The sequence below is a fragment of the Verrucomicrobium sp. BvORR106 genome (assembly GCF_000739655.1).
Classification (GTDB): Bacteria; Verrucomicrobiota; Verrucomicrobiia; order Verrucomicrobiales; family Verrucomicrobiaceae; genus Verrucomicrobium.
The window spans coordinates 63659-82273 of the sequence record NZ_BATR01000162.1; the positions used below are offsets into that span (position 1 = coordinate 63659).

Annotated in this window: 18 protein-coding genes; 15 read left to right on the plus strand and 3 right to left on the minus strand. The window is 62.0% G+C overall.

Annotated features, from left to right (window positions below):
• Positions 1-85 precede the first annotated feature (85 nt).
• The 7 genes from BV106_RS28070 to BV106_RS28100 all read left to right on the plus strand — a co-directional run bounded on the left by BV106_RS28070 (position 86) and on the right by BV106_RS28100 (position 8454).
• Positions 86-928, plus strand: a complete 843-nt coding sequence (locus BV106_RS28070) for a hypothetical protein (protein WP_265596152.1) — start codon at positions 86-88, stop codon at positions 926-928.
• Between the two features lie 12 nt (positions 929-940).
• A complete protein-coding gene (locus BV106_RS36365; RefSeq protein WP_051946429.1) occupies positions 941-2524 on the plus strand; it encodes a HAMP domain-containing sensor histidine kinase in 1584 nt (527 codons plus the stop codon).
• Between the two features lie 19 nt (positions 2525-2543).
• Complete coding sequence (locus tag BV106_RS28080) at positions 2544-3311, plus strand: response regulator transcription factor (protein ID WP_063768010.1); 768 nt, start codon at positions 2544-2546, stop codon at positions 3309-3311.
• Between the two features lie 340 nt (positions 3312-3651).
• Entirely contained in the window at positions 3652-4764 is a 1113-nt protein-coding gene (locus BV106_RS28085; RefSeq protein ID WP_081892401.1) for a BMP family ABC transporter substrate-binding protein, read from the plus strand.
• Positions 4765-4788: 24 nt separating this feature from the next.
• Entirely contained in the window at positions 4789-5916 is a 1128-nt protein-coding gene (locus BV106_RS28090) for an ABC transporter permease (protein WP_265596153.1), read from the plus strand.
• Between the two features lie 18 nt (positions 5917-5934).
• Positions 5935-6849, plus strand: a complete 915-nt coding sequence (locus BV106_RS28095; RefSeq protein ID WP_038170323.1) for an ABC transporter permease — start codon at positions 5935-5937, stop codon at positions 6847-6849.
• Positions 6850-6867: 18 nt separating this feature from the next.
• On the plus strand, positions 6868-8454 hold the full coding sequence (locus tag BV106_RS28100; protein WP_038170324.1) for an ABC transporter ATP-binding protein: 1587 nt from the start codon (positions 6868-6870) through the stop codon (positions 8452-8454).
• A gap of 45 nt (positions 8455-8499) precedes the next feature.
• Here BV106_RS28100 and BV106_RS28105 read toward each other — a convergent pair whose 3' ends face one another.
• Entirely contained in the window at positions 8500-9348 is an 849-nt protein-coding gene (locus BV106_RS28105) for a hypothetical protein (protein WP_265596154.1), read from the minus strand.
• A 102-nt stretch (positions 9349-9450) separates the two neighbouring features.
• On the opposite strand from BV106_RS28105, the gene BV106_RS28110 reads away from it, so the two are divergent.
• Together BV106_RS28110 and BV106_RS28115 are read left to right on the plus strand one after the other, a co-directional pair.
• A complete protein-coding gene (locus BV106_RS28110; RefSeq protein ID WP_038170572.1) occupies positions 9451-10827 on the plus strand; it encodes a Gfo/Idh/MocA family oxidoreductase in 1377 nt (458 codons plus the stop codon).
• 137 nt (positions 10828-10964) lie between these two features.
• The gene (locus tag BV106_RS28115; RefSeq protein ID WP_038170330.1) at positions 10965-11513 is read left to right on the plus strand and encodes a hypothetical protein; all 549 of its coding nucleotides are present in this window, start codon (positions 10965-10967) and stop codon (positions 11511-11513) included.
• Positions 11514-11958: 445 nt separating this feature from the next.
• On the opposite strand, the gene BV106_RS28120 is transcribed toward BV106_RS28115, so the two are convergent.
• Together BV106_RS28120 and BV106_RS28125 are read right to left on the minus strand one after the other, a co-directional pair.
• Positions 11959-12804, minus strand: coding sequence for a protein phosphatase 2C domain-containing protein (locus BV106_RS28120; RefSeq protein WP_051946431.1), 846 nt, complete (start codon positions 12802-12804; stop codon positions 11959-11961).
• Positions 12801-13223: a serine/threonine protein phosphatase gene (locus BV106_RS28125; RefSeq protein ID WP_038170332.1), complete on the minus strand. Its 423-nt coding sequence runs from the start codon at positions 13221-13223 to the stop codon at positions 12801-12803. Before BV106_RS28125 ends, BV106_RS28120 begins: the two co-directional genes overlap by 4 nt.
• A 219-nt stretch (positions 13224-13442) precedes the next feature.
• Between BV106_RS28125 and BV106_RS28130 the strand changes: the two genes are divergently transcribed.
• The 6 genes from BV106_RS28130 to BV106_RS28155 all read left to right on the plus strand — a co-directional run bounded on the left by BV106_RS28130 (position 13443) and on the right by BV106_RS28155 (position 18325).
• Positions 13443-14459 (plus strand): glutamine synthetase beta-grasp domain-containing protein, encoded by a 1017-nt coding sequence (locus BV106_RS28130; protein WP_038170333.1) that lies wholly within the window; start codon positions 13443-13445, stop codon positions 14457-14459.
• Between the two features lie 153 nt (positions 14460-14612).
• Positions 14613-15287, plus strand: a complete 675-nt coding sequence (locus tag BV106_RS28135; RefSeq protein WP_038170335.1) for a polyphenol oxidase family protein — start codon at positions 14613-14615, stop codon at positions 15285-15287.
• Positions 15288-15328: 41 nt separating this feature from the next.
• Entirely contained in the window at positions 15329-16222 is an 894-nt protein-coding gene (locus tag BV106_RS28140; protein WP_051946432.1) for an alpha/beta fold hydrolase, read from the plus strand.
• Positions 16219-16707 carry a GNAT family N-acetyltransferase gene (locus BV106_RS28145; RefSeq protein WP_051946433.1) on the plus strand — a complete coding sequence of 163 codons (489 nt, stop codon included), beginning with the start codon at positions 16219-16221 and terminating at the stop codon, positions 16705-16707. Before BV106_RS28140 ends, BV106_RS28145 begins: the two co-directional genes overlap by 4 nt.
• A gap of 40 nt (positions 16708-16747) precedes the next feature.
• A complete protein-coding gene (locus tag BV106_RS28150; protein WP_265596155.1) occupies positions 16748-17392 on the plus strand; it encodes a L,D-transpeptidase family protein in 645 nt (214 codons plus the stop codon).
• A 51-nt stretch (positions 17393-17443) separates the two neighbouring features.
• Entirely contained in the window at positions 17444-18325 is an 882-nt protein-coding gene (locus BV106_RS28155) for a hypothetical protein (RefSeq protein ID WP_038170338.1), read from the plus strand.
• Positions 18326-18615: the final 290 nt, after the last annotated feature.

Sequence of the window (18615 nt, forward strand, 5' to 3'; positions counted from 1 at the left end):
TTGAGGCCAGGTTTTGACACGCTTTTTACAAACGCTTTGCACAGCGTTGACTCAGGGAGCCGGACCTTATGCCACACTTGGCCTCATGAGATACAAATTCCTGCACCCGTCTTCCTTCACCTGCAGCCGCAGCCTGGCCTTCTTGGCCGCACTGCTCGCCCTCCCCGCGTTGTCATACGCTCAAGACGCCGTCGATCCCTATAAGAAATCTCCAGCCCAGGCGACGAAACCTGAAACACCGCCTGCTCAAGCCGTCTCCACAAACCAGCTCTTCACCACCGTTGAGTGGATCGAGATGGAGACCAAGGACGCCCTTGCCCTCATCCGCCGGGGACTGTCCCCCAACAGCGCCGAACTCATCGCCGCCATTCGCAAGAGCGAGCAGGACGGCACCGCCAAGGTGCTGGACACGGTCTCTTGCGCCACCCGGAGCGGTCAGCGGTGCGCCGTTGAATCCGTCCGGGAACACATCTACCCGACCGAGTACAAGGAAAATACCGAAAAGGGCCTCTCCACACTGGACCTCTCCGGAGTGCAGTCCAAGGATCCACGCTTCTCCCTGGTGCAGGAGCCAGCCACCACCCTCAACCCCAAAGCCTTTGAGATGCGCCCCGTCGGTGCCCGGATGGAGATCGAACCCGTGCTCAGCGAAGACGGTCAGGTGGTCGATGTCAACGTAGCCCCGGAGCTTGTCCGCTACGCCGGAAAGGTGGAATACGGCAGCGCCAACATCAACAACAAATTGGTTCCCCTCACAGAGCAGCCCGTCTTCGTCAGCAACAAGATCACCACCGCGGTGACCTTGCACTCCGGCCAGACCGCGCTGATCGGCGTGAGCAGCCCCATCAAGGACGACGGCACCACCGACGAGACGAAAAAAGTGCTCCTCCTCATCCAAGTAGTCGCCTTTTCACAAGCGACCCCCTAAGCTGTCCTGGCGGTGAAAAGGCTCACCTCCATCCCCTCGTCTGCCACTCCCGCCCTCACCCTCGCCGGTCTGCTCATCGCAGCCGCACTGGTCCTGGGGGCGGGTTTCTGGATTGCCAGGAAAGAAGTACCGGTGAGGGTTCCTGTGGACCGGCAGGAACTGCGCCAGCTCATCGAAGACCTCGGCATGGAGGTCAATCGGCTCGATGCGCTGTATCTTCAACACCTCAGCAACATCGCCCGGGATACAGGATTCACCTCCACTGAGGATCTGATCCGCCACTGCCAGCAGATCGAGGGGATCAAACTCTACAGCCTGCTCACCGGCCCTCTCCCGGAGAATGCCCTGCACTACGAGGTCGCGACCTCATCAGAGCCCAACGTTCAGCCACTCGGCCCGTTGCGAGTGCAGGCCATGGCCCGATCGGTCACCGGCCTCGCCAGCAGTCGCGTTTTCTCCTCCACAGCAGGAGATGCTCCCCGCCAGGGCTGGGAGGGCGTGCGAAGCTCAACCGAAGCCGTATATTGGGAGTACAAGGGCCCCCACATGGGCATTGCCTTCACCCTGGATGTCAAGGCGATCAAGGACTCCACGGAGGCCCACATGAGGAAGTGGCTTGCGCCCCGGCTCCGCTATTTCATGAACCACGGAGCCACCCTCCGGATTGAATCGCCCTGGCAGACGGCCCTTACCTCCCCTTCGGAACTCGCCGAGGTCGAAGACCAGATGCCCGACATCGCTGCGCCCATCCCTGGACGTTGGGGCCACTGGCAGGTCATGGCTTGGGATCGCATCACCCCGAGCACCCATCTGGACGGCGGCATCCTCGCCGGTGCCGGTGTGATGGCAGGAAGCCTTGCCCTCCTGGGCATCATGGTCACCCGCAGTCAGAAGCAGGCTCATCAGCTGGCCACGCAACGCGTCAGCTTCGTCAATCGGGTGTCCCACGAGCTGGCCACCCCGCTGACCAACATGCTGCTCAACCTGGACCTTGCCCGGGAGTGCCTCTCCCGTGATCCCGCTGCTGCAGATCGCCGGCTCGATCTGGTGGAAGAGGAAACCCGCAGGCTGTCCCGCCTCACTGACAATGTGCTCACCTTCAGCCAGGCCAGCCGGGGCAGGCTGCCGTATCACCCCACGCCCGCAGCCCCGGACGACCTCGTCCGTGGCACCCTTGACCAGTTTGCCCCGACCCTGACGCGGGCTGGTCTGACGGTTCAGGCAGCCTACGATGCCTCCCGCTCGGTTCTGATCGATGCAGACGCCCTGGTCCAGATCATCTCCAACCTGGTATCCAACGTGGAGAAGTACGCCGCCAGCGGTGGGTTCGTGGAAATCTCCACCCACTGGGAGCCAGACTCCCTCAGGGTGACCGTCCGGGATCATGGCCCCGGCATCCCCGCGTCTGCCGCTGATCGCATTTTCCAGCCCTTCGAGCGTCTTGCGCACCACACCAGTGAGGGCACCAGCGGCACGGGTCTCGGTCTTGCCATTGCCCGGGAGCTGGCCCACACCATGGGCGGCACCCTGCACCTGGCCCAGTCCGGCTCAGGAGCGGAGTTTACCCTCACCCTGCCAGCCGCGGCCGTCGCCTAGCTCCTCGAACCCCATTCCTATGTCCTTCACCGTCCTGATTGCCGAAGATGATGCCATCATGCGGGACACTTTGTGCGCCTGTGTTCTGGCAGAGGGCTACCATCCCGTACCCGCCCGTCACGGACGAGAGGCTCTGGATCTCTGGCGTTGTCATCAACCTCATCTGCTGTGCCTGGACATCATGATGCCTGAGATGGACGGCTACGAAGTGTGCCGCCAGATCCGTCGGCAGGATCCTACCGTGCCCATCCTGTTCCTCTCCGCCAAGAAGGAGGAGATCGACGTCATTGTGGGATTGGAACTCGGCGCAGACGACTTCATCCGGAAGCCCTTCACCCGCGGGGAGGTCATGGCCCGGATCCGCGCCGCCCTCCGTCGTTCGGCCACCGCTCAAAAGAATTCCCCCACCTCCTTCCAGATGCACGACCTGGAAGTCTGGCCAGACGAGCTCCGGGCTTCCCGGGACGGCCAGTCCATCGATCTCACGCCAAGAGAAGCCGCCATCCTCGGCCTCCTGCATCAGGAGAAAGGCCGCCCCGTTCACCGGGATACCTTCCTGGACCGCTGCTGGGGTCAGGATTATTTCCCGGATTCCCGCACCCTGGACCAGCACATCGTCACCCTGCGCAAGAAGGTGGAGGCCGACCCGGCCAATCCACAGATCATCGAAACCGTCCGCGGCATCGGCTACCGGTTCCGACCGGCCCGCGACTCGCGGGAGACTCAAGACGAGAAGACGCAAGACTCAAGACCTGAGCTCTCGCACAACAAGTCGCCCCACGCGTAGTCCGGTTGTCCCAACCGGCTCACGCACCAAGCGTTCCTTGATCCCCTCCCCACTCCGCCCACCCCACAGACCGCGGGACCGGAGACCCCGCCTCCTTTACTCCGGGTCCACCCTACCCGCCCCCCTTGCCAATTGTCGCACCCTGCAACACCTGCCACAGGCGGAACATCCCCTCCCCTGTGTCCCGGGAAACACCACCTTCACAAGGCGCACAATTTCAACATCTTAACCCAACTCCGATCATGGCACGGGGGCTGCAACTGCGCGGGCCTGCCTGACGTCGTCATCTCACCTATGAAGCGACTCCAACGTCCCTCACTTGCTCACCAGCTCTCCCACCATGAGACGACTCCTGCCCCGATTCCCCCACCACACCGCCGCCGCCCTTGCCCTCTTCGCCACCGCTGCTCCCTCCTTTGCCGAGACGGTCATGGGCTTCATCTACGTCGGCCCCAAGGACGACTACGGCTACAATCAAGCCCATGCTGAAGGCGGTGCCGGCGTCGGCAAGGTGCCAGGCGTGAAGGTCGTGGAGGAGGCCAGCGTGCCCGAGACCAACGCCGTTCAGGAAACCATGCTCAACATGGTGAACATCGATGGTGCCTCCGTGTTGTTTCCCACATCCTTCGGCTATTTCGATCCTCACATCCTCAAGGTGGCGAAGGAGGCGCCCGAGGTGCAGTTCCTCCACTGTGGCGGCCTCTACGATGAAAAGAAGCACCCCAAGAATGTCGGCAGCTACTTCGGCTGGATCTATGAGGCCCAGTACGTGAACGGCATCGTCGCCGGTCACGCCTCCAAGTCGGGCAAGCTCGGCTTCATTGCCGCCAAACCCATCCCGCAGGTGCTCCTGAACATCAACGCCTTCGCTCTGGGAGCCAGGAAGGCCAACCCCAAAGCCACGGTCAAAGTCGTCTTCACCGGTGACTGGGCCATGCCCGTCAAGGAGGCAGAGGCCGCCAACAGCCTGATCGACCAGGGCATCGATGTCCTCACCTGCCATGTGGACAGCCCGAAGGTTATCACCCAGACCTCCGAGCGCCGCGGGGCCTACGTCTGCGGCTACCATGCCAATGCTGCCGCTCTTGCGCCCAAGGGCTACCTCACCGGTGCCGAGTGGGACTGGAGCAGCGTGTACTCGAAGTACGCCAAGATGATCCAGGACGGCAAATCCCTCATGAACGGCGGCATCCCCCATCTTATCCGTGGAGGTTTCAAAGAAGGCTTCATCAAGATGTCCCCCTATGGCCCCGCCGTGTCTGACGCCGCCAAGGCAGACGCCGATGCGGCCAAAGCAGCTTTCATGGCTGGCACGCTCGAGGTCTTTACCGGCGAACTCAAGGACAACGAGGGCAACGTCAAGGTCCCTGCAGGCGGTGCCCTGAAGCGGGACGATCCCGCCATCGAATCCATGAGCTGGCTGGTGGAAGGCGTGCTGGGCAGCACCAAGTAAGTCGGCCCATAGCCTTCCCCATCGATGGCTGAACTCTCCGCCACCTCCTCTGGCCAGCCTGGATCTCCCGGGCTGGCCGCTCCTACCCCCGGTCCCCGGCTGAAACGCGCCTGGGGTCCGGCATTTGAGGCCATCCTCGTTCCCCTAGGGGCCATCCTCCTTGCGCTCGTCCTCTTTGGCCTCTTCTGCAAAGCCCAAGGCCAGGATCCCTTCAAGGTGTACGCCAGCATCTACAAGGCCTCCTTTGGCAGCTGGTTCGCCTTTCAGAACACACTCATGCGCACCGCGCCGCTGATGCTCACGGCCCTGTGCACGGCCCTGCCCGCACGACTGGGCATGATCGTCATTGGCAATGAAGGCGCCCTCGTCATGGGCGGCATCGGCGCCGTCATCGCCGGTCTGGCCGTCCCGGCCTGGCCTCCCCATCTGGCGCTCGGCCTCATGGCCCTTTCCGGCATGATCTGGGGTGGCCTCTGGATCTCCCTCTCTGCCGGACTCCGCCAGTATCGCGGGGTGAACGAGACCATCAGCAGCCTGCTGCTCAACTACATCTCCATCGCGATCCTCAACCACCTGGTGAACGGGCCCATGAAGGACCCGTCCAGCCTGAACAAGCCTTCCAGCTTCCCGATTGCAGAAGAGATCATGCTGGGTCGCATCACCTTTGGGGACTTCACCATGCGCGTCCACTGGGGTCTCGGTTATGGCCTCGTGGCCTGCGTGATCCTGTGGTTCCTCATGCAGCGCACCACCTTCGGCTACCAGGCGCGGTTCATAGGAGCCAACCCCAAGGCGGCGCGTCTTGGCGGTCTGCCCGTCAATCGCACCACGCTCATCACCTGTTTCCTGGCGGGTGGCTGCGCAGGAGTGGCCGGCATGGTGGAGGTGGCCGCCGTTCATGGCCGGGCCAATGAATCCCTGGCCGCAGGCTTCGGCTACGCCGGCATCCTGGTCGCCTTCGTCGCCCGCTTTCATCCCCTGGCCATTGTTCCAGTCTCCCTGCTGCTCGGGGGCATCCTCGCCAGTTCCGGCATCCTGCAGCGGGCTCACAAGCTGCCAGACTCCACCTCCCTGGTCTTCCAGGGGCTCGTGTTCCTGGTCATCCTGTTCAGCGACTCGCTCTACGGCCGGTTCAAGATCTTCAAACCCTGATTTCCTAAAACCCACCTCATGGAATCATTCTGGCTTGTCACACTGGCCATCCTGGCCGGAGCCGTGCGGGGCGGCACGCCCTTTCTCTTCGTCAGTCTGGGGGAATGCCTCACGGAAAAGAGCGGCAAGATCAACCTCGGCCAGGAGGGCTCCCTCCTCGCCGGGGCCATGACGGCCTACGCCGTCTCCCACCACTCCGGCTCACCCTGGTACGGTGTGCTGGCCGCCATGGGCACGGGCATGGCGCTGGGCCTGCTCTTCGCATGGCTGGCGCAGTTGCCTCGAACCAATGACATCGCTGTCGGCATCGCCCTCATGCTCTTTGGCAGCGGCATCGCCTTCTTCTTTGGCAAACCCTACATCCAGCCCAGCGCCCCCCTTCTGCCCGGCATCCCGCTCGGAGCATGGAGCAGCTCGTCCCAGATCCAGGCTGCCCTCCGCATCTGCCCGCTCTTCTTTCTGGGGCTGCTCACCGCCTTCTTCCTCGCGTGGTTCCTCCGCAGCACCCGCTGGGGCTTGCAGATCCGTGCCGCAGGCGACCAGCCATCTGCCGCCCGGGCCCTCGGCATTTCCTTGAAGTCGGTCCGCACCTGGGCAGCGATGGCGGGCAGCGGCCTGGCGGCAGTAGGCGGCTCGTACCTCTCCCTCTACTACCCCGGCGCCTGGACCGAGGCCATCTCTGGTGGGCAGGGGCTCATGGCCGTCGCCCTCGTCATCTTCGCCCGCTGGGACCCCAAGATGTGCCTCGTGGCATCACTGCTCTTCGGCGGTGCCCAGTCAGTTGGGCCAGCCCTCCAGGCAGCCGGCATCCAGACCGGTTATTACCTTTGGAACGCCTCCCCCTACGTCCTCACCCTCATCGTCATGATCATCACCTGCTCCACCAAGAAGTCACTGGCTGGTGCCCCGGGCGCTCTCGCCACGGGTGAATAATCTTTCCCCGCTCCTGTCATGACTCTCATCCCACCGGAAAATCTGGAGAGGTTCACCCAGGCCCCCGCCTCGCTAGAGCTCTACCGCATCACCAAAAAGTTCGGCGACTTCACCGCCGCCGATGAGATCTCCCTCACCGTGCCACCAGGCACCGTGCACGCCCTGCTGGGCGAGAATGGCGCGGGCAAGAGCACTCTGGTGAAGTGCGTCATGGGCTTCCACCCGGCCACCTCCGGCGAGATCATGGTAGGCGGGCATGTGCAGGAGATTCAGCACCCTTCGGATGCGAGGAAATACGGCATCGGCATGGTGTACCAGCACTTCACCCTCGTGCCCAGCATGACCGTCACGGAGAACCTCGTCCTCTCCCGACCGGACGTGCCCGCCGCCGTGAACTGGAAGCAGGAAACCGCCCGGCTCGAGGAGTTCATGGCCACAGAGGCCCCCTTCAAGGTGCCGCTTCACAAACGCGCCTCTGAACTCGCCGCCGGGGAGAAGCAGAAGACAGAGATCCTCAAGCAACTCTACCTCAAGAGCCGCATCCTCATCCTGGATGAACCCACCTCCGTCCTCACTCCCGCTGAAGCCACAGAGGTGCTCGCCCTGCTGCGGCAGATGACCGTGGCGGGTAAGCTGAGCATCATCATCATCACCCACAAATTCCGCGAGGTCTTCTCCTTTGCGGACGACGTCACCGTGCTCCGCCGGGGCAAGCTGGCTGGCCAGGGCAAGGTCAAAGAACTGGATCGTGACACCCTGGCAGCCATGATGATGGGCGGAGCCTCCGAAGCCAAGCGCGCCCCTTCCGCACCTCCGGCGACAGGCCCAAAGCCCACTGCTCCCGCATCCACCCGCCGCACCGCCCTCCGCGTCAAGCAGCTCTCGGTTCTAGGTGACAACGGCATCACCGCTGTGAAGGATGTCTCCTTTGAACTCGCCGCCGGGGAAGTGCTGGGCATAGCCGGTGTCGCAGGGAACGGTCAACGGGAGCTCATGGAGGTGCTCGGCGGTCAGCGTCCCGCCGCCTCAGGCACCCTGGAGGCCCACGATCAGCCCTACCGCGGCACCCGTCGGGACATCCTCACCCATCAATTCCACACCCTGCCGGAGGAGCCGCTTCGCAATGCCTGCGCCCCCATGCTCAGCGTCGCGGAAAACATCGCTCTCCGCACTTTTGACCAGCCGCCCCAGGCCCGCTGGAAGTGGTTGCTCAACTTCCGCGCCATTCGCAAATCAGCCCTTCCCCTCATCGAGGCCTATTCCATCAAGACTCGCGGGCCAGACACGCCCATTCGCGATCTCTCAGGCGGCAACGTCCAGCGCGCCATCCTCGCCCGGGAACTCTCCACCCGCCCTATCAAGATCCTCGTCGTCTCCGAGCCCTGCTTCGGCCTCGACTTCGCCGCGACCGACTTCGTGCACCAGAAGATCACCGAAGCCCGCGACCGCGGCGTGGCCGTCCTCGTCGTCAGCTCCGATCTCGACGAACTCCTCAAAATCACCGACCGCCTCCTCGTCATGAGCGGCGGCACCATCACCTACGAGACCCCCACCGCCACCGCCGACGTGGCTGTCATCGGCAGCCACATGGCCGGGCATGGCTGACCCACCCCCTCCACTGAAAACTGAAAACTTGAAACTGAACTCTCCCTACGGCTTCACCGTCCCCGCCTCCGGCTTCGGCACCTCCGGCTCGAACTCCAACAATTTCTGATGGGTGGAGAGCGCCTTCCGGGCTTGCGCGAAGAACTCACTCAGATCCTCGGTCTTCTTCTCCTTCACCGCGATGTTCAGGTCGTGCAGGGCCTTCGTGAAGTTCAGGTCCACGGCCCCCATTTGCTTCTGGGCCGCCTTGTACGCGGTGTTGAACTTGGCGCTTGCTTCCTGAAACCCGCGTCGCTCCCCTTCCGTGCGGTAGAACTCCCGCTCCTGCTCGCGGAACTCCCGGCTGAACATCCGCTTCCAGAAAGCGTTCTTCATGTCCGGCGTTTCCACGCTGGCACTGGCCCGCTTCGAGAGATAGGCCTCCAGTTCCGTAAACTCCTGGAACGGCTTTTGATACTGCTTCTGCAGATACCCCAGCCCAGTGGCGATGACCGCCAGACGCTGATTCTCGGCCTTGGAGACTTCCTGCCCCGCCTTCACCTTCTGTTCCAGCGCGTTGATGTAATCCAGCGTCTTTTTGCTCCCGTCCAGGATGTCGCCGAACTGCTCAAAGGCACCGCTCATCCGCTGGCGCTCTTCCTTGCGCAGATTATCCAGCTTGCCTTCCCAGTCTGCGTTGATCGCCAGGATGGCTTCATCATGCTCCTTGGTGCGCGCCTCCAGCTCCGTCCGATGCCGTTCTGCCTGAGCCTTCAGCTCGCTGAATTTGATCTCCTCGGCCTGCTCCAGGGCGTCTTGCGCCTTCCAGAGCTTCTCCTTGGTCTGCCACACCCAGGCGCCCATGCCTGCCACGGCTACGACCATGACCATAAATAGCGCTCGAAACTGATTCATGCGAAAACCTCAATCACCCGCCCCCACACGCAAGGCAAATGTTTCAGCATGAGGTGTCTTTGTCGATGCAAGAACCCGCCCGGGCCTCACGTGATGGCCTTCATGAACACGCCGTCCACCACCACTTCACGTCGCCGGTTCCTCCAGTCCAGCGCGGCCGCCGTCACCACTTTGGGCTTCCCGACCATCGTCCCATCCAGCGTCTTCGGGCAGAACGCACCGTCCAACCGCATCACCATGGCCGTCATCGGCTGGGGCATGATGGGCCCCAGCAATGCCAAAAGCTTCCTCAACGAAACCGATTGCCAGATCGTAGCCGCGTGTGATCTCGACAAGGGCCGTCTGGGGGACGCCCTGAAGACCATCAACGAGGCCTACAAAAACACTGACTGCAAACCTTACCATGACTACCGGGAAGTGATGGCCCGGAAGGATATCGATACGGTGATGCTGGCCGTCCCCGACCACTGGCACGCCCTCACCGCCGTGGAAGCCGCCAAGAACGGCAAGGACATCTACGGTGAAAAGCCCCTCGCCCGGACCATTCACGAGCAACAGGCCATTGTGAAAGCCGTGCAGGCCAACAACCGCATCTGGCAGACCGGCTCCTGGCAACGGTCCCGCGATGACTTCCGCATCGCCGCCGAGGTGGTCCGCAACGGCCTGATCGGCAAGATCACCAGTGTGGAGGTGGGCTTGCCCTCTGGACACAACGACTTTGCCAAAACCGGGGACAAAACGCAGGTCACCCCGCCTCCCGCCGACCTGGACTATGAAATGTGGATCGGCCCCGCCCAGATGGAGCCCTACATTGAGGCCCGCGTGCACAAGAACTGGCGCTGGAACTACAACATCGGCGGCGGCCAGCTGCTCGACTGGATCGGCCACCACTGCGACATCGCCCACTGGGGCATGGATTGCGACAACACTGGCCCCAACGAGGTGATCCCGATCGGGGCCGACTTCCCGCCCAGAGATGCCGTGTGGAACACCGCCACCAAGTACCGTGCCGAGGCCAAGTACGCCAATGGCATCACCATGACCATCGCCGGCGGCCACCCCGACATCCGCAGCGGTACCAAGTGGATCGGCACCGACGGCTGGGTCTGGGTGGACCGCAGCGGGTACGACTCCTCCAAAGACGAACTGCGCCGGAAGATCCAAAAACGCGACAAAGACGGCAAGGTGGTGGACGCCTTCACCTCCCCCAAGCTGGGAGACGATATCATCAAGAGCCCCCTCTACCGTTCCCCAGGGCATCACCGGAACTTCCTGGACTGCGTGAAGTCACGCCAGCCCACCATCACCCCGGTCACCACCGCGCACCACAGCGCCATCCCCGGGCATCTCGCCCTCATCGCCCTCATGGAGAACCGTTCCCTGAAGTGGGATCCCGCCGCAGAACAGCTCCTCAACGACCCCGCCGCTGCGAAACTTCTTGGCCGTGAGTATCGCACCCCCTGGAAATTTCCCTCCTGAATTTCCATAATGGAGGCAACCTGACACGGATTCGCTCCGTACAAATCTCGTTGATGATAGAAAACAAACAATTGCGTCCAGAATAAGAAAAACTTATACTTGCCACGGATGATATAACCCTTTAGTTTTATCCCGGTATGACCCCCTCACCGGTCATCTATCTTTCCGCACCCACGCGGGATCTGGACAGCACCCGCCGACAAGTGGCGGAGTTGCTGGCCAAGCGTGGGTGTCGGGTGCTCCAGCCCCCCACCACCGGCCCCCAGGCCGCGGATGCGGAAGAGCTGAGGCGGCAGATCCAGTCGGCCGACATGGTCATCCAGATCATTGGCTACCGGAGCACCCCCTTCCTTCGGGGGCTGCCCCCTGCCCGGGAGATGACCTACCTGCACACGCTGGAGGGAGACCTCGCCGCCAAGCTGAACAAGCCCGTCCATCCCATTTTCCTCACCGAGGAGTTCCCCACCGACCCTGTGGACGGTGAAGAAGACGATCCTGAGCTGAGCGAACGCCACCGCTACTGGCGGGAGTTCATGCGGTCCGATCATCTCCTCTACATTCCCGCCAACAAGTCCGAGCTGAGCAGCCACATCCAGCGCCTGCATTTGGGCCCGTTCAATGCCAGTGCCGTAGCCTCTGCCTACGGGGTCAAATCGGAGTCGCCGTCTTTGAGCTTTCACTCCTGAAGAGACTGAGTCTCTGAGGCGTTCAGGCGTGTGGATAACTAACCAACCGCGCGCGTTTTGCGGTGGCCGCCAAGGAACCACCTGTAGATGCCCGCTTCAGTTCGAAGTTGATCCCCAGCGGGGATCTCTAACACAGCCCAACGGTGGACGAGCCCTAAGCGAGTCAACGTTGGGTACCTCCGCAGAAGTTGATCAGGTGGGAAGGCCGACGATATGCGCTTTCCCCCCACCGCCATCAACACCTCCACGTCAGGCGAATGCGATGTCATGTACTTGCCTGACGTTCCCGGCAAGATGCCGCGAACAGCACGCAAGATGCGTGCGCTCCCCTGACTTCTCCGGCACATGTCATTTTGAGGAATCACCAGACCGCATTTCACCACCCAAGATTCCTTGGCAGAACCGATCTACCGCGCGCCTGCTCCTGCGGCTTGCCCCGCAGTCTTCACATCACCTCCACCACCAGCGCCGTGATATTGTCACGGCCAGATTCCGCCAGCGCTGTCTCCACCAACCGCTGCGCCATCGGCACATCTTGTAACTTGGCCGGAGGATCGAGCACCAACTCCTTGATCGCCCGGTCCCACAACCCATCCGTGAGACCATCGGTGCAGAAGAGGAACCTGTCCCCAGGCTGGCAGCTCACCGCCCCCACCTGAGGGTCCAGCAACTGGTGCCCAGCCCCCAGTGCTTGCTGCAGCACATTCCGGCGGGGGTGCGTCCTGGCCTCCCGCTCATTGATCTTCCCTTGCCGACGCAGCCATCCCACATGCGAATGGTCGTGGCTCACTTGCGTCATCTCCCCGTCTTTCGGGAAGTAGTAAATCCGGCTGTCCCCCAGGTGGCCGAAGTACATCCAGCCCGGAGTAAACCACCCCAGACTCAGCGTCGCCCCCATGCCAGAGCACTCATCATACACCCGGCCCATGCGGGTGAGCTCCGCATGAATGCTGTCGAACAACAGGCTCAAGATGTCCGCAAATCCTGGCACCAGACGCTGGGCGGAAAACTTGAAACTGCGAGGCAACAGGCGGGTGATTTTCTCAACGGCAATCCTGCTGGCAAACTCCCCGGAATTGGCCCCGCCCATGCCATCACTCACCGCAAAGATGAAGTCGGATTCCTTGAGCGTGGATTCACCGATCTTCCCCAGATAGCGCACCTCATGCGCATCGAAGGTGAGGGCCAGAAAGGTGTCCTCGTTGTTCGCACGCACCCGTCCCCGGTGCGTCATGCCAGACCAACGAATGTGTTGTGGGGTGATTTCGGATTCGGGAGCGGATTCTATCATGAAGACTGAGGAAGCGCGGGAGCAGAAGCTGAAGCTGAGGGCTCCTCATCTAGCAAGGTGGCGAACTCAAAGTCAATCACACAAAAACGCCCGTCAGAGGCGCGGTACGTGATGTTGCGCAGGAAGGCATCCTCATGACGCACGCCGAACTGCTCCAGCTCGGCAAAGACCTCCTTCATCCTCCCCTCAGACATGTGCTCCACCCGGGCTCCACAGTTCGTGGTCACCATCCGCAGAGCTTCAGGCTCCGCCTCCAGCACCCGGGGGACAAAGTCACACCCCCGCTCTTCCAGGTACCTCAGCACCCTGACCTCGTTTTCGAACCGTTCCTTCGCCAGATGCCCGCGAAATACCTTGTGAACCCGCCCGTCATACCCGATGCGAACACTAGCCCTGGCGGTGTCTTTGACTTCGTGCATTGGCGCTCACCATTCCACTTTGGCATGGCGCTCGCAAGACGCAGTTGTGAAGATGTCTTCATCGGCGGCATAAAAGGTGCCTTTTGTATCTACTTTTGATTGCACATGGCACGGGATATGCTTCATCAAAGTGCGATATCCACGGGAGCCGTTACAGGAATTCCTGCGGGAATTTGCCCTCAAGGCACAACCAACCCTAACACCCTAAGCATAAAATCCATGGCCAAGTACAAACTGGAATATATCTGGCTCGACGGTTACACGCCCGTACCGAATCTTCGCGGCAAGACTCAGATCAAAGAATACGCCAGCTTTCCAAAACTTGAGGAACTCCCAAACTGGGGTTTCGACGGCAGCTCCACCCAGCAGGCTGAAGGCAAGAGCTCTGACTGCGTGCTCAAGCCCGTCGCCGTGTATCCCGACACGACCCGTAAGAACGGCGTGCTGGTGATGTGCGAAGTCATGATGCCCGATGGTGTGACTCCTCACCCGACCAACCACCGCGCCACCATTCTCGACGACGCTGGCACCTGGTTCGGCTTTGAGCAGGAATATTTCCTCTACCAGGACGGCCGCCCTCTCGGATTCCCAGAGGAAGGCTTCCCCGCTCCTCAAGGCCCTTACTATACGGGCGTGGGCTTCAAGAACGTGGGCGATGTGGCCCGCCAGATCGTGGAAGAGCACCTCGACCTCTGCCTTGACGCTGGCATCAACCACGAAGGCATCAACGCCGAAGTGGCCAAGGGCCAATGGGAATTCCAGATCTTCGGCAAGGGCTCCAAGAAAGCCGCTGACGACGTTTGGGCTGCCCGCTACATCCTGAACCGCCTCTGTGAGAAGTATTGCGTGGACGTTGAGTACCACTGCAAGCCGATCAAGGGCGACTGGAACGGCTCCGGCATGCACGCCAACTTCTCCACCGAGTACATGCGCTCCGTGGGCGGCAAGGAGTACTTTGAAGGCCTCATGGGCGCCTTCCAGAAGCACATGGACGAGCATATCGCCGTGTACGGTCCGGACAACCACCTCCGCCTCACCGGCCTGCATGAAACGCAGTCCATCGACAAGTTCACCTACGGTCTGGCTGACCGCGGCGCGTCCATCCGTATCCCGCACAGCTTCATCAATAGCGGCTACAAGGGCTACCTCGAAGACCGCCGTCCGAACTCCCAGGGTGACCCCTACCAGATCGCTTCCCGCATTCTGAAGACGATCTCCACCGTGCCGACTCCTTAATCGGATCGCCACTTGGTTCTCCTTCAGCGGCGTCTCCCTTCACCGGGTGACGCCGCTTTTTTGTGGATGCGCAGAGGCCGCTCCGGGCATACTCCAGAGTTTCGAAAATTCACTTGGCCGCCGCTCCGAATCTTCGCCATCTTCCCTCCTACCATGGACACCCCCGCCCCATCCTCGTTCTGGGCCACCTTCCCCGCGCTGAACGTCCTGCCTCAGTTCCGGAACGCCTTCACCCTGCGTCACCCCGAGATTGAAGTGACCGTGGACCGCGAGGAAGCCCTCCGTCGGCTCACCACCTGGCATCACGAGGTCGTGACTGAGCTCGGCTTCCCCGTCGCCAAATTCGCGACCGCCAACCAGGTCCATGGCAATAAGGTCGCGGTCGTCTCCGCCGCCAGCCCTGAAGCCGTGCCGAATACGGATGGGCTGGTCTGCAACACCCCTGGCATCGTTCTGGGCATCTATGTGGCTGACTGCGGGGCTGTCTATTTTGCTGACCCCGTCTCAGGTGCCTTTGGCATCGTCCATTCCGGGCGCAAGGGCACAGAGCTCAACATCACAGGAGAAGCCATCGCCACCATGCAGCGGGAGTTCGGCACAAAACCGGAGAACGTGATCGTGCAGCTTTCTCCCTGCATCCGGCCACCCGTCTATGAGGTGGACTTCGCCGCCGATATCCGCCAGCAGGCCATCGCCGCCGGCGTGCGTCCGGAGAACGTGCATGATGATGGCGTCTGCACCTCCTCGGATCCCACACTCTATTATAGCTACCGGGTGGAGAAGGGCAAAACGGGGCGAATGCTCGCCTTGCTGGGACGCACAGCCTAGCGCAGGAGAGCCCCATCAGCCCCCTCTTCTCCCAGCACCGTATGTTCCGTCGTTGGCTCCGCCGCATTGTCAGTGTCGTTGTCCTCGCCTCGATTGCCGCGGCGGGATTCCTGCTGTGGATCGGCAGAGACTTGTCCGCACCCGCTCCGTCCAAGATCGGCCCGCCACCTGCCAGCTATCCCGCGAAATCCGTCACTCTCCCGGGCGTAGGAAAGGCCCCCGTGGCTGGCTGGCTTCTGCGCGCCCCGGGCACCTCGGCGGCGCGCGGCGCGGTACTCCTCATGCATGGCATCCGCTCAGACCGGCAGAGCATGGTCGGCCGGGCTCGTTTCCTGTCCACACTGGGGTATCATACCCTCTGCATTGACCTCCAGGCCCACGGCGAGAGTGCGGGCGAGCACATCACCATGGGGCACTTCGAATCTCAAAACGCCGCTGCCGCCGTCGCCTGGCTCCAGCGGGAGTTCCCTGGCACGCCCGTCGCAGTCATCGGCAGCTCCCTCGGTGGAGTCGCCGCACTGCTGGCCCGCTACGAACACCCTCCCCAGGCCATCGTGGTGGAGGCAGTCTTCGCCAATGTCCCCACGGCCGTGGCGAACCGGCTGGAGATGCGCTTCGGCTCCTGGGCCCGTCCGTTGCATCCCCTGCTCACCCTCCAGGCGGAATGGCTGCTGGGCCTGAACTTGGCAGAACTCAGCCCCGTGGCCGCCGCCCAGCGGGTGCCCTGCCCGCTGCTGGTCATCCACGGTGCCCGGGATCTGCATGCGAAAATCGGGGAAGGTCGTGCCATCTATGACCTGGCCCCTGGCCCCAAGGAGTTCTGGGAAATTCCCGGTGCCGCGCATGTAAACTTGCACCGCTTCGCCACTTCCGAGTATGAATCGCGGGTGGCAACTTTCTTATCCGCCAGCCTGCCGCCGATCACCGCTCCATGAATGCCACCTCCCCGTCCAGTGCCGCGCCATCAGCCTTGATCAGCATAGAGCCCGAGCTGAGCTCAGATGAGGCGCAGGAGCTCTTCAACCAACTGGCGATCTCAGGCGAAAAACACTCCCCCCCGAGGAATTACCGTCCGCTCAATCTCGTCATGCGCGATGAGACGGGCGTCATCCGGGGCGGGCTCCTGGGCTCCATTGCCTGGGACTGGCTGCAGATTGATCTTTTGTGGGTCGAGGAAACCTTCCGCGGGCAGGGCTTCGGCCGGGAGCTGCTGGAACTCGCAGAAGCCTGTGCGCTGAACGAGCGCTGCCGCCACGCCCGGATCGACTCCTTCGACTTTGGGGCCATCCCGCTTTACGAGAAACTTGGGTACGTGATCTACGGCTCCCTGGAAGGTTTCCCGGCCGGGCACACGCAGTACTTTTTGCGCAAGACTCTAAGGCCCCCAGCCTCCCCGTCGGATGTCACCAAGGTCGTCTGAGTCAGCCTGCCTTCCCACCTGCCAGCTGCCCCTTTCCCCCATGAAACTCCCCTCCCTTCGCACCGTCATCCTGTGCAGCGCATCGGCCCTGCTGCTGGCCACTGGCACCAGCTGCAGCACGTACTCCGGCAGCACCTCCCCCCCGGGGCAATCCGCATTCTTGTACGGGAAGAAGAAGCTTCAGGACGTCCGGAAACTGCCCGCCAAACTCATGGCCATGATGCGGCGTGACGGTTCCTTCTGGGACGCGGACGACATGACCGGCGCCCCCTCCATCCGCATCGATCTGGGCGAGCAAATGGTTTATTTCTATAAAGGGGGCGAACTCGCTGGCGGCTCCCCCATTTCGTCCGGCAGAGAAGGGTACTCCACCCGCCCCGGCCGCTATCGCATCATTGAAAAGGACATCGACCACAAGTCCTCCATCTACGGCGACTACGAAGACTATGACGGCAACGTCATCGTGCAGAACGTGGACAACCGCAAACACCCGCGTCCAGCAGGCACCCGCTTCGAAGGAGCCAAGATGAACTACTTCATGCGCATCTACGGCGGCGTCGGCATGCATCAGGGGTACCTCCCCGGCTACGCCGCCTCCCACGGCTGCATCCGCCTGCCCGGCCGCATGGCAGAGAAGTTCTATGAAGCAACTCCCATGGGCACCCCGGTGACCATCGTGCCGTAGCACGGCAGAGCGGAGCAGGTTCGATCCTTTAACAATAGACCTCCCAAAGCCATGCAGCCAGATGTCCGGGTCGTCGACAACCAGACCTTCCTCCTGGGTCTGGACAACCTCTACCGCGAGCGCATGAAAGCCCATGAGAGCGGCGAACTGCTGCTTCACGCGCGCCAGGTGGCTGCAGAGCTGCAAGTCCCGGCGGCTGCGGGTCCAGTCGAAGGCTACTACACAGAAAGCTATGCGCTCACAGAGTACTTTCTGCTCATGCGAGCGCTCCAGCAGGTGCCGGGCGTTCGAAGCGGTGAAGTACGCAGCCGCAGCGCCTTGGATCGGTTGCTGCAAGTCACCTCGGCTCCTCTCTACGGCACCCCGAAGCCGAACAATTGCCTCCTGCCAGCCTGCCAGGACCCTCTTACTCTGGCATTGGAACGAACCCCCGTCTGGACCATTGAGAAAATCGTGCACCTGGCCCACGAGCAGGCCAGCCACTCGGATGATTTTTCCCTCGTAGCCCTGGCAGCCCTGTCCAGTGATGCGGTTGCATTGACTGCGCTTCGTGAATCGGTCGTCCTCTATGCTGTCGTGGCTGTCGCGAGCGCAGCCCCATCTGCCCCCGTCTATGAATGGAAGGTGGACGAGGAAATCACCCGCAGAGCCACCCAGTTTGTTGAAACCTTCAACACGATCTTCAACGAAGACATCCCTGCCCCCGGCCCCCAAAACGCCGCCACGTACTACAACTCGGCGGATTTTTGGAAGGTTATTGGCCGTTGCGTCCGCATTGGATTCGATCCTACCGTCAACCCACCCCGGAACTACCACTGGGGCATCGTACACAACCCCCAAGGCAACCTCGAAGTACAGGACTTTTGGGATGACGAAGTCTGGACCACCGACCGGTTCAAGAGGAAGTTCTTCCCCGACTACGTCTCGGAGTGACGTGATCGAACTGGCATCTCCCGCCGCGTCGCTTCTGGCGTAGTCCGGTTGTGCCAACCGGCTCACGCCCCAAACGTCACTCGATCCCCTCTCCGCTCCGCTTACCCGCAATACCGCGGGGCCGGAGCCCCCGCCTCCTTTACTCCGCGGCCAAGTCACCTCCCCACCTGTTTCCAGGTACGGGAGGCGAGGGTTCCCTCCCCAAACCGCCCCTCATCTCCAGGCCCCAAAATCCCCTCACCCAAAACTTTTTGTTTTTTTACCGTTAAAAAACTTCCGGCCGCGGAGAT

What these genes read in the sequence shown, in the direction of transcription:
- BV106_RS28070 (WP_265596152.1), top strand. Translation starts at nt 86, where the DNA reads ATGAGATACAAATTCCTGCACCCGTCTTCCTTCACCTGCAGCCGCAGC.
- BV106_RS28080 (WP_063768010.1), top strand. Translation starts at nt 2,544, where the DNA reads ATGTCCTTCACCGTCCTGATTGCCGAAGATGATGCCATCATGCGGGAC.
- BV106_RS28085 (WP_081892401.1), top strand. Translation starts at nt 3,652, where the DNA reads ATGAGACGACTCCTGCCCCGATTCCCCCACCACACCGCCGCCGCCCTT.
- BV106_RS28090 (WP_265596153.1), top strand. Translation starts at nt 4,789, where the DNA reads ATGGCTGAACTCTCCGCCACCTCCTCTGGCCAGCCTGGATCTCCCGGG.
- BV106_RS28095 (WP_038170323.1), top strand. Translation starts at nt 5,935, where the DNA reads ATGGAATCATTCTGGCTTGTCACACTGGCCATCCTGGCCGGAGCCGTG.
- BV106_RS28100 (WP_038170324.1), top strand. Translation starts at nt 6,868, where the DNA reads ATGACTCTCATCCCACCGGAAAATCTGGAGAGGTTCACCCAGGCCCCC.
- BV106_RS28105 (WP_265596154.1), bottom strand. Translation starts at nt 9,348, where the DNA reads ATGAATCAGTTTCGAGCGCTATTTATGGTCATGGTCGTAGCCGTGGCA.
- BV106_RS28110 (WP_038170572.1), top strand. Translation starts at nt 9,451, where the DNA reads ATGAACACGCCGTCCACCACCACTTCACGTCGCCGGTTCCTCCAGTCC.
- BV106_RS28115 (WP_038170330.1), top strand. Translation starts at nt 10,965, where the DNA reads ATGACCCCCTCACCGGTCATCTATCTTTCCGCACCCACGCGGGATCTG.
- BV106_RS28120 (WP_051946431.1), bottom strand. Translation starts at nt 12,804, where the DNA reads ATGATAGAATCCGCTCCCGAATCCGAAATCACCCCACAACACATTCGT.
- BV106_RS28125 (WP_038170332.1), bottom strand. Translation starts at nt 13,223, where the DNA reads ATGCACGAAGTCAAAGACACCGCCAGGGCTAGTGTTCGCATCGGGTAT.
- BV106_RS28130 (WP_038170333.1), top strand. Translation starts at nt 13,443, where the DNA reads ATGGCCAAGTACAAACTGGAATATATCTGGCTCGACGGTTACACGCCC.
- BV106_RS28135 (WP_038170335.1), top strand. Translation starts at nt 14,613, where the DNA reads ATGGACACCCCCGCCCCATCCTCGTTCTGGGCCACCTTCCCCGCGCTG.
- BV106_RS28140 (WP_051946432.1), top strand. Translation starts at nt 15,329, where the DNA reads ATGTTCCGTCGTTGGCTCCGCCGCATTGTCAGTGTCGTTGTCCTCGCC.
- BV106_RS28145 (WP_051946433.1), top strand. Translation starts at nt 16,219, where the DNA reads ATGAATGCCACCTCCCCGTCCAGTGCCGCGCCATCAGCCTTGATCAGC.
- BV106_RS28150 (WP_265596155.1), top strand. Translation starts at nt 16,748, where the DNA reads ATGAAACTCCCCTCCCTTCGCACCGTCATCCTGTGCAGCGCATCGGCC.
- BV106_RS28155 (WP_038170338.1), top strand. Translation starts at nt 17,444, where the DNA reads ATGCAGCCAGATGTCCGGGTCGTCGACAACCAGACCTTCCTCCTGGGT.